The organism is Aeromonas sp. QDB56 (assembly GCF_027705505.1).
Classification (GTDB): Bacteria; Pseudomonadota; Gammaproteobacteria; order Enterobacterales; family Aeromonadaceae; genus Aeromonas; species Aeromonas caviae.
On sequence record NZ_JAPDBZ010000159.1, the window covers coordinates 1 to 8,783 of the forward strand.

Here is an 8,783-nt window from a genome sequence, read left to right on the forward strand (position 1 = left end):
CGGCGACAGCAGGGTGATGGTGGTGGTGTGTTTGGAGACAGCCAGTTTACCAGCACCCTGTCTGTCAACTTCCACTTTCCCAGGATCCCGCGAAGAACCTTTTTTCATCCGGGCCATTCTCGGCCCATGTCATCAAAGTGTCATATAAATTCCATAAATTTGTCACTGCCAGGCCAGATACTGGCGCCGTCTTAAAGAACGGACCTTCTGTAACACTGGAGAAGGAGTGGTGCTGGCCCACGGATCATTGCGATCGGGTGTCAACCACGTATAGACGTCAACCTGACGATTGCCTTCTGCAACCTTGGACTTGGAGAGATTGGATGAAACTCAACAAACTGGCTGGTGTCATCGGATTCACCGCAGCAACCCTGTTTTCTGTCAGCGCTCTGGCTGCCGGTGTGGATAAAGACCTGCCGGAATACACACCGACCAGCGGCATCTCGGGCAACCTGTCCTCTGTCGGCTCGGACACCCTGGCCAACATGATGACCCTGTGGGCCGAAGAATTTAAGCGCATGTATCCCAACGTCAACGTGCAGATCCAGGCCGCCGGTTCTTCCACCGCACCGACTGCCCTGACCGAGGGTGTCGCCCAGTTTGGCCCCATGAGCCGCGCCATGAAGGCCGGTGAAGAGGAGGCATTCGAGAAGCGCTACGGCTACAAGCCGACCGCCATCCGCGTCGCCGTCGATGCCCTGGCCGTGTTCGTCAACAAGGACAACCCCATCAAGGGGCTGACCATGTCGCAGATCGACGCCATCTTCTCCAGCACCCTCAAGTGCGGCGAAGCCAAGGCGGCCACCAAGTGGTCTGATCTGGGTCTGGACGGCAGCTGGTCCGGCAAGGATCTGCAACTGTTCGGTCGCAACTCCGTGTCCGGTACCTACGGTTACTTCAAGGAACACGCCCTGTGCAACGGTGACTTCAAGAGTGGCGTGAACGAGCAGCCGGGCTCCGCCTCCGTGGTACAGTCCGTCTCCTCCTCCCTGAACGGCATCGGCTACTCCGGTATCGGCTACGTCACCTCCGGCGTACGTGCCGTTCCGCTCTCCAAGGATGGCAAGACCTTCATCGAGGCGAACTCCGACAACGCCATCACCGGCAAGTACCCGCTGTCGCGCTTCCTGTACGTCTATGTGAACAAGCATCCGAACAAGCCGCTCTCCCCGATGGAGCAGGAGTTTGTGAAGATGATGCTCTCCAAGGCGGGCCAGACCATCGTTGCCAAGGACGGCTATGTGCCTGTCCCGGCCAAGGTGGTTCAGGCCGACCTGAAGAAGCTGGGCATCATGTAACAGAACGAGCCCTTGCAGAAAAACGAGCCCCATGCGGGCTCGTTTTCATTGGTGCGCCCCAGGATCTTTTTGGTCGCAGGGCGCAGCGCCCGGCTTGCGCCGGGCGGCGGCATTTCCGAGAATAGGGCAACTTCACGGCAAAGGACCCTCTCATGCGCGCATCTTCCCTCTCCAGACTGGCCCTGACGGCCTTGTGCAGCGCCCTGCTGGCCGGTTGCGCCCAGTCACCGACCGGTCGCAACCAGATGCTGCTTTTCTCCCCCCAGCAGATGAACCAGCTGGGCGCCGACTCCTTCACCCAGATGAAGCAGCAGGAGAAGGTGAGCACGGATGCCAGGATGAATGCCTATGTGGGCTGCGTGGCCAAGGCGGTGACCGCTCAGGTGCCTGCCAGCTATGGCATCACCAGCTGGGAGGTGGTGGTGTTCGACTCCAAGGAGATCAACGCCTTCGCCCTGCCCGGCGGCAAGATAGGCGTGTACAGCGGCCTGCTGAAAGTCGCCAAGAATCAGGACCAGCTCGCCACCGTCATCGGTCACGAGCTGACCCACGTGCTGGCCCAGCACTCCAACGAGCGTCTCTCCCGGGATCAGCTGACCGGTATCGGGCTGGCGGTGGCGGACGCCGCCATCGGCAGCAGCGACAGCCTTGGGGGCGCTGCCACCATGGCCGCCCTGGGCCTCGGGGTCCAGGTGGGGATAGCCCTGCCTTATGGCAGAACCCAGGAGAGCGAGGCGGACCGACTCGGTCTCGAGCTGATGGCCCGCGCCGGGTTCAACCCGGCCGAAGCCGTCACCCTGTGGCAGAACATGAGCGCTGCCTCCGGTGGCAAGGCACCGCCCCAGTTGCTCTCCACCCACCCCAGCGACCAGAGCCGGATCGCCAACCTGCAGGCCCAGCAGGCCGAGGTGCAGCCCCTGTACCAGCAGGCGAAAGCATCAGGGCTGGTTTCCCAGTGCAAGGCGTAAGCCTGCGCCTGGCGCGTCCCGCCGATGCCGCCGCCATGACGGTGATGCAGCGGGCGAGCTGGCTGGCGGCCTACGGGGAGGTGCTGGGGGCCGACATGCTGGCCCAGCTGGCGGTGACCGACCACCTGCAGATCTGGCGACATCGGCTCGCCGAGCCCGGCCCCGTTCCCATGCTGGTCTGTCAGGACGACGTGGTCATCGGCCTGCTCTACTGGCAGCCCTCTTTGGAGGAAGGCTTGATGACGGCGCGGATCCGGGCACTCTACCTTCATCCCGATCATTGGCGTCAGGGTCATGGCAAACGGCTGTGGCAGGCGGTGGCGGTGCAGATGCGCCGGGCCGGTTGCGAGTGCGTCAGGCTCTGGCTGCTGGATGGCAATCACATCGGCGAGGGATTCTACCTGCGCCGCGGCTTCATGTTCGACGGTCAGGAGCGCACCCTGATGAGCCTCGGACAACCTTGCCAACAGCGACAAATGTTCCGTTTGCTTTGAGCTGGCTCCCGTTTTTCGCCCCCGGTCACTTTATTTTTTTTGCGAATTAATACAATGTGCCCCATCTGGACAGACCGAGGTGGCCGGGTCCACCGCAAGGGAGTGTGGCATGTACTACGGATTTGACATTGGCGGCACCAAGATAGCGTTCGCTGTGTATGACGGCGCCTTGAATCTCTGTCACGAGGAGCGCATGAGCACTCCCGGCAATGATTACGAAGGGTTGCAGCAGCTGATCCGCGAGCGGGTCGAGGCGGCGGATGCGCGCTTCGGGGTGAAAGGGGCCGTCGGCATCGGGTTTCCGGGGATCCTCAATCGCCTCGACGGGAGCATAGTGGCGGCCAACCTGCCCGCCATCCATGGCCGCCATCTGGGGGCGGATCTGGCCGAGCTGCTGGGCCGACCGGTCAAGGTCGACAATGACGCCAACTGTTTCCTCTGGTCGGAAGTGCATCAGGGGGCCGCAGACGGTGCTGGCAGCGCCCTCGGCGTCACCATAGGCACCGGCATCGGCGGCGCCGTCTACCTGGCGGGCAAGCTCATCCAGGGGCGCAACTGGCTGGCGGGGGAGATAGGCCACTACCCGCTGCCCGCCACTATCCTGATGAAATACCCGGATTTGCCCCGTCCCCGCTGTGGCTGCGGGCGCCTGGTCTGTTTCGAAACCTATGCGTCGGGCACGGGCCTGGAGCGGCTATACCACCATGTTCATGGGGAACGGGTGAGCGGCCACCAGATCGTCGCCCGTGCCGATGCCCGTGAGGCGGCGGCCCTCTCGACCATCGACTGCTGGCTCGAGATCATCGCCGCCGGCCTCGCCACCGCCATCTCGGTGATTGATCCCGATGTGGTGGTGCTGGGGGGCGGCCTGAGCGCCCTGCCAGCCCTCTATGAGGAGCTGCCCAAACGTCTGCCCGGCCACCTGCTGCCCGGTGTCGCCCTGCCGGCGATCCGCGAGGCCCGATTCGGTGGTGCCGGCGGTGTGCGCGGTGCAGCCCTGCTCAATCTGTGAGATCGGACAGAGGGTCTGATCTCCCCGAACAAGGAGTCATCATGACCCGTCTTGAAATCTGTATCGACAACCTCGAATCCCTGTTCACCGCCCAGGCGGCCGGCGCCGATCGCATCGAGCTCTGCTCTGCGCTGGGGCTGGGCGGTCTCACTCCCTCCTATGGTTTCATGCAGCAGGTGGCGCGCCACGCCACCACCCCCGTCTACGCCATGATCCGACCCCGTGCCGGGGATTTCTGTTTTGGCGAGGGGGAGTTCGACATCATGTTGCAGGATATCGCCGCCGCCCGTGCCGCCGGCCTGCAAGGGGTGGTGGTCGGTCTGCTGGATGAAGATGGACGGGTACCCGAAGGCAAGCTCCGGCAACTGGTCGAGGCGGCGGGGCCGCTCGGCGTCACCTTCCACCGGGCCATCGATCTCTCCTCCGACTGGCGGCTGGATCTCGAGACGATCGTCGCGGCGGGTTGCGAGCGCATTCTGAGCTCCGGCCATGCGCCGACCGCGCTGGCGGGGCTCGAAACCTTGCAAGCCATGCACCAGGCGCTGGCGGGACGGGCCAGCCTGATGCCGGGGGCCGGGGTCAACGCTGACAACGTGCGCACCATCATCGAATTCACCGGCGTCAATGAAGTACATATGTCCGGCATGGGCTGGCGCGGCGGCATGGTGCCCCATGGTGTCAACATGGGCACCTCGGACGATGGCCGGGTCAACATCACCGACGGCGCCAAGGTCGCGGCGGTGAGGGCTCTGCTGGACAGGGCCTGATGCAGACCGTGCGGCGCCATGGTGCCTCTCTTTGTGACGACAACATGGGCACCTCGGACGATGGCCGGGTCAACATCACCGACGGCGCCAAGGTCGCAGCGGTGCGGGCGTTGCTGGACAGGGCCTGATACAGGCCGTGCGGCGCCATGGTGCCTCTCTCTGTGACGACAACATGGGCACCTCGGACGACGGCCGGGTCAACATCACCGACGGCGCCAAGGTCGCGGCGGTGCGGGCGTTGCTGGACAGGGCCTGATACAGGCCGTGCGGCGATATGGTGCTCTGTTTTGCTCCCTTCTCCCCTTGCGGGAGAAGGGGTGGGGATGAGGGGGCCGATGTGAGGCGTCTCCCACCGGCGGGCAATTGAGGGGCGTCTTGGCAGCACGGTGCAAAAAAGTCTGTTATCATCCCGTCTCTTTTACCATCAGGACCCGGAGCAACCTCTCAATGTCCCAATACGACTCTATCGAACAGAAGGCCAGCTACGGCATCGGCCGCAACATGGGCGACCAACTGGCTCAGCAAGCCTTCGCCGGTCTGGATATCCCGGCCCTGCAACAAGGTCTGGCAGATGCCCTGAACGGCCTGGAGTTTGCGGTCAGCCGTGACGATATCAACGATGCCTTCCAGGTGATCACCGCCCGCATGCAGGAAGAGCAGGAAGCTGCCGCCAAGGCCGCTGCCGCCGAAGGCGAAGCCTTCCTGGCCGACAACGCCAAGCGCGCCGAAGTGAAGACCACCGACTCCGGTCTGCAATATGAAGTCATGGTCGAAGGCAATGGCGCCGTGCCGGTTGCCGGTCAGTCCGTGCGCGTGCACTACCACGGTACCTTCACCCACGGTGGCGTGTTCGACAGCTCCGTTGCGCGCGGCCAACCGGCCGAGTTCCCGGTGACCGGCGTGATCGCCGGTTGGGTGGAAGCGCTGCAGATGATGCCGGTTGGCTCCAAGTGGAAGCTCTACATTCCGCAGGATCTGGCCTACGGTGCCCGTGGTGCCGGCTCTATCCCGCCGTACTCTGCTCTGGTATTCGAAGTGGAGCTGCTGGACATCCTGTGATCCGGCTGGCGTGATGCAAACGGCGACCCTGAGGTCGCCGTTTGTTTTTGGGCCGCCCAAACGGGCCATGTGCCTTCGGCGGGGATTTGGATATAGTCAGAGCGTCGTCCATTCCGGCCATGTGAGGGAGACACGCCATGGCAGCCATCATCGAGGTCGTCGATCTCGTCAAGCACTTCCCCGGCGTCAAGGCGGTGGACGGGCTCAGCTTTGCCATTCCCGCCGGCAGCTGTTTCGGCCTGCTCGGCCCGAACGGGGCGGGCAAGACCACGACCATCGAGCTGCTGGAGGGGATCCTCACTCCGGACAGCGGCCGGATCCTGTTTCACGGCGCCCCGCGCGGCCCGGATTATCGCTCCCGCATCGGCATCCAGTTCCAGCACACGGCGCTGCAGGATTTCCTGACGGTGCGCGATACCCTGCGTCTGTTCGCCAGCCTCTACCCCAATCCCTTGCCACGGGAGCTGCTCATCGATCTGTGCGCCTTGGGCGAGTTCATCGACAGGGACAGTCGCAAGCTCTCGGGGGGCCAGCGTCAGCGCCTGCTGCTGGCCCTGGCCCTGCTCGGGGATCCCGAACTGCTGTTTCTGGATGAGCCCACCACAGGACTGGATCCCCAGGCGCGCCACCACTTCTGGCAGCGAATAGAGGCGATCAAGGCCCAGGGCAAGACGGTGGTGCTCACCACCCACTACATGGACGAAGCGCAGCAGCTGTGCGATCTGATTGCCATCGTCGATCACGGCCACCTGCTCAGTCTGGATACGCCGGCTGCCTTGCTGGCGCAACACTTCGACGGCGTGCTGGTGCGTCTTGGGGGTCACCCGGCCCTGGCTGGACTCGGCTATCCCCTGCGTCCGGTCGGCGATCAGGTGGAGCTCTGTTGCCCCGACGTGGCGACCCTGCTGCCAGCCTTGCTGGATCTTGGTGTGCCGCTCACCGGCATGCAGGTGCGCTCCCCCAATCTGGAAGATCTCTTCCTGAACCTGACCGGTCACAGCCTGCGGAGCGGCGCATGAGAGGGATGACCGAGTTCTGTCTGACCGTGGCCTCCGTGCTGCGGTACGCCTTGCCGACATGCAATCCCGGGAGTGGACGATGAAGGGATCCCTCAAGCGCATCGGGGCGCTCTTCTTTGCCCGTACCCTCGAGTTCGTACGCGATCGCGCGGCCCTGGTGTGGAACCTGCTTTTCCCGCTCCTGCTGGTCATCGGCTTCTCCCTCATCTTCTCCGGCCCGCCCAAACCGCTGGTGCAGATCGGGGTGGTGGGGGAACTACCCGCAACCTATGCCCCGCTGCGCGCCGTGCCGCTGCTCAAGATCATCCCCTATGACGAGGCGTCGAGGGGCCAGCTCAAGGTCCGTCACCATCAGCTGGACCTGCTGCTCTCACCCGCCGGGGGGCGTTACTGGATAAACCCGGATGCCCCTCAGGGGGCCATGGCCGAGTATCTGCTGCGCCAGGCGGTGCAGGAGCCCTTGCAAAGAGAGTCCCTGAGCGGGCGCGCCATCCGCTACGGCGACTGGCTGCTGCCCGGGGTGATCGGCATGAACCTGATGTTCTCCGGCCTGTTCGGGGTCGGGTTTGTCATCGTGCGTTATCGCAAGAACGGGGTGCTGAAACGGCTGCGAGCCACGCCGCTCGGCGCGCTGGAGTTTCTCTTCGCCCAGTTGCTGTCACGGGTGCTGATCACCCTGGTGGTGAGCCTGCTGGTCTTCTGCGCGGCCTACTGGCTGCTGGATGTGCCCCTCATCGGGTCGGGGTGGCTGCTGCTGGTGATCGCTCTGGCGGGAGGAACGGCCATGGCCTCCCTTGGCCTGCTCATCGCCGCTCGCCTGCAGAACGAGGAGCTGGCGAGCGGTTTGCTCAATCTCATCAGCTTGCCCATGATGTTTTTATCCGGTGTCTGGTTCTCTCTGGAAGGCGCGCCCGCCTGGCTGCAGCAGCTTGCGGCCAGGCTGCCCCTCAGCCAGATCATCGAAGCAGCCCGCGCCGTGATGCTGGAAGGGGCGGGATGGCAGGAGGTGGCAGGCCCTCTGGGTCAGGTCATGGTGTTCGCCCTGGTGTGCATCTCGCTGGGAGCCATGCTGTTCAAATGGAGTGCAAAATGAAACCTGTTCTGTGGTTGTTGCTGGTGGCGGCCTTGCCTGTGCAGGCAGGTACCCTGCGTTGCAAGAACGCCTTGCTGACCGAGGGAGACACCACGGCAGAGCTGCTGGTTCGCTGCGGCCAGCCGATGCTCAAGGAAGATCTCACCCGCTTCGAGGAGAACGGCTTCGGGGCGAGAGTGACGGTCAAGTATGCCGAGCGCTGGACCTACAACTTCGGCAAGCGGGAATTCATGCAGTTTGTCACCGTCGAAAACGGCGTCATCACCGACATTGCGGATGGTCCACGGGGAGGATGACCTCCTGGTTTTCTGAAGCCCAGCCTGCGGGAGATGAGGTCGCCATTTTCCCGCCTTTTACCTCTTTTTCTGTTGCTTTTCCCTGCCTGTTATCGCCATTTTTCCATATGGAGTCATGCTGCCTCACTCTGGTGCTTTTGGCATAAAACTGAATCTGATGAGTCAGTTGTCAGCAGAAATGGCTGCCCCAATGCGGTGCAGCCGATTTATTTTCGAAAATAATCCTCATGCCAAGAAGGGTTTTAAGCAGCAGGCTATTTGGCAAATAAGGGTCTACTTTTGATTCTGAGAGTGCATATTCCCCCGTTTAGATATTTTGTTCTGTTGCACCATGGTTGGGCCGGATTGCACCGATTGACAGGTTTTTCTGCGGCTGGATAAGCTGCCAAAAAGCAGGGAAACGATGGCATCTCGCTAGATTTTGATGCCTGTTCGAATCAAACCACAGGGAAGAGTGACATGAAGCAGATACACAAGGCAGGTATGGTGATGGCGCTGTCGCTGATGGCAGCCAATGCGTGGGCGGACGGTACGCTGGATGCCGTCAAGAAGAAGGGATTCGTGCAGTGCGGGGTCGGTGACGGCCTGCCCGGGTTCTCCAACCCGGATGCCAAGGGAACCTGGACCGGGCTCGACGTGGACGTGTGCCGCGCCGTGGCCGCCGCGGTACTGGGGGACGCCAGCAAGGTCAAGTATGTCTCCAGGGTGAGAGCGTGAACAAATTGTTAAATTGAGGTCAATTTAGCCAACCCAGCATCCAGTACCTTTTCCAGATAG

Annotated in this window: 10 protein-coding genes and 2 pseudogenes; all 12 read left to right on the forward strand. The window is 62.8% G+C overall.

The window, feature by feature from the left end:
- Positions 1 to 323 precede the first annotated feature (323 nt).
- A complete protein-coding gene (locus tag OKB81_RS17890; protein WP_010673473.1) occupies positions 324 to 1,298 on the forward strand; it encodes a PstS family phosphate ABC transporter substrate-binding protein in 975 nt (324 codons plus the stop codon).
- A gap of 152 nt (positions 1,299 to 1,450) precedes the next feature.
- On the forward strand, positions 1,451 to 2,266 hold the full coding sequence (locus OKB81_RS17895) for a M48 family metallopeptidase (RefSeq protein WP_160837996.1): 816 nt from the start codon (positions 1,451 to 1,453) through the stop codon (positions 2,264 to 2,266).
- Positions 2,254 to 2,760: a GNAT family N-acetyltransferase gene (locus OKB81_RS17900; RefSeq protein WP_039039287.1), complete on the forward strand. Its 507-nt coding sequence runs from the start codon at positions 2,254 to 2,256 to the stop codon at positions 2,758 to 2,760. Before OKB81_RS17895 ends, OKB81_RS17900 begins: the two co-directional genes overlap by 13 nt.
- Positions 2,761 to 2,869: 109 nt before the next feature.
- Positions 2,870 to 3,772, forward strand: coding sequence for an ROK family protein (locus tag OKB81_RS17905; protein ID WP_045523530.1), 903 nt, complete (start codon positions 2,870 to 2,872; stop codon positions 3,770 to 3,772).
- Positions 3,773 to 3,813: 41 nt separating this feature from the next.
- Positions 3,814 to 4,539 (forward strand): copper homeostasis protein CutC, encoded by a 726-nt coding sequence (locus OKB81_RS17910; protein WP_160837994.1) that lies wholly within the window; start codon positions 3,814 to 3,816, stop codon positions 4,537 to 4,539.
- 41 nt (positions 4,540 to 4,580) lie between these two features.
- A pseudogene (locus OKB81_RS17915) lies at positions 4,581 to 4,667 on the forward strand (copper homeostasis protein CutC); the annotation flags it as partial.
- An 8-nt stretch (positions 4,668 to 4,675) separates the two neighbouring features.
- A complete protein-coding gene (locus OKB81_RS17920) occupies positions 4,676 to 4,795 on the forward strand; it encodes a copper homeostasis protein CutC (protein WP_080769928.1) in 120 nt (39 codons plus the stop codon).
- A gap of 191 nt (positions 4,796 to 4,986) precedes the next feature.
- Positions 4,987 to 5,598 carry an FKBP-type peptidyl-prolyl cis-trans isomerase gene (locus OKB81_RS17925; RefSeq protein WP_010673478.1) on the forward strand — a complete coding sequence of 204 codons (612 nt, stop codon included), beginning with the start codon at positions 4,987 to 4,989 and terminating at the stop codon, positions 5,596 to 5,598.
- Positions 5,599 to 5,735: 137 nt separating this feature from the next.
- The gene (locus tag OKB81_RS17930; RefSeq protein ID WP_045523520.1) at positions 5,736 to 6,617 is read left to right on the forward strand and encodes an ABC transporter ATP-binding protein; all 882 of its coding nucleotides are present in this window, start codon (positions 5,736 to 5,738) and stop codon (positions 6,615 to 6,617) included.
- 79 nt (positions 6,618 to 6,696) lie between these two features.
- Positions 6,697 to 7,710 carry an ABC transporter permease gene (locus OKB81_RS17935; RefSeq protein ID WP_160837992.1) on the forward strand — a complete coding sequence of 338 codons (1,014 nt, stop codon included), beginning with the start codon at positions 6,697 to 6,699 and terminating at the stop codon, positions 7,708 to 7,710.
- Positions 7,695 to 8,006: a DUF2845 domain-containing protein gene (locus OKB81_RS17940; RefSeq protein ID WP_029313965.1), complete on the forward strand. Its 312-nt coding sequence runs from the start codon at positions 7,695 to 7,697 to the stop codon at positions 8,004 to 8,006. The genes OKB81_RS17935 and OKB81_RS17940 overlap by 16 nt, the downstream gene beginning before the upstream one ends.
- Positions 8,007 to 8,465: 459 nt before the next feature.
- Positions 8,466 to 8,708, forward strand: a pseudogene (locus OKB81_RS17945) (amino acid ABC transporter substrate-binding protein); the annotation flags it as partial.
- Positions 8,709 to 8,783 lie beyond the last annotated feature (75 nt).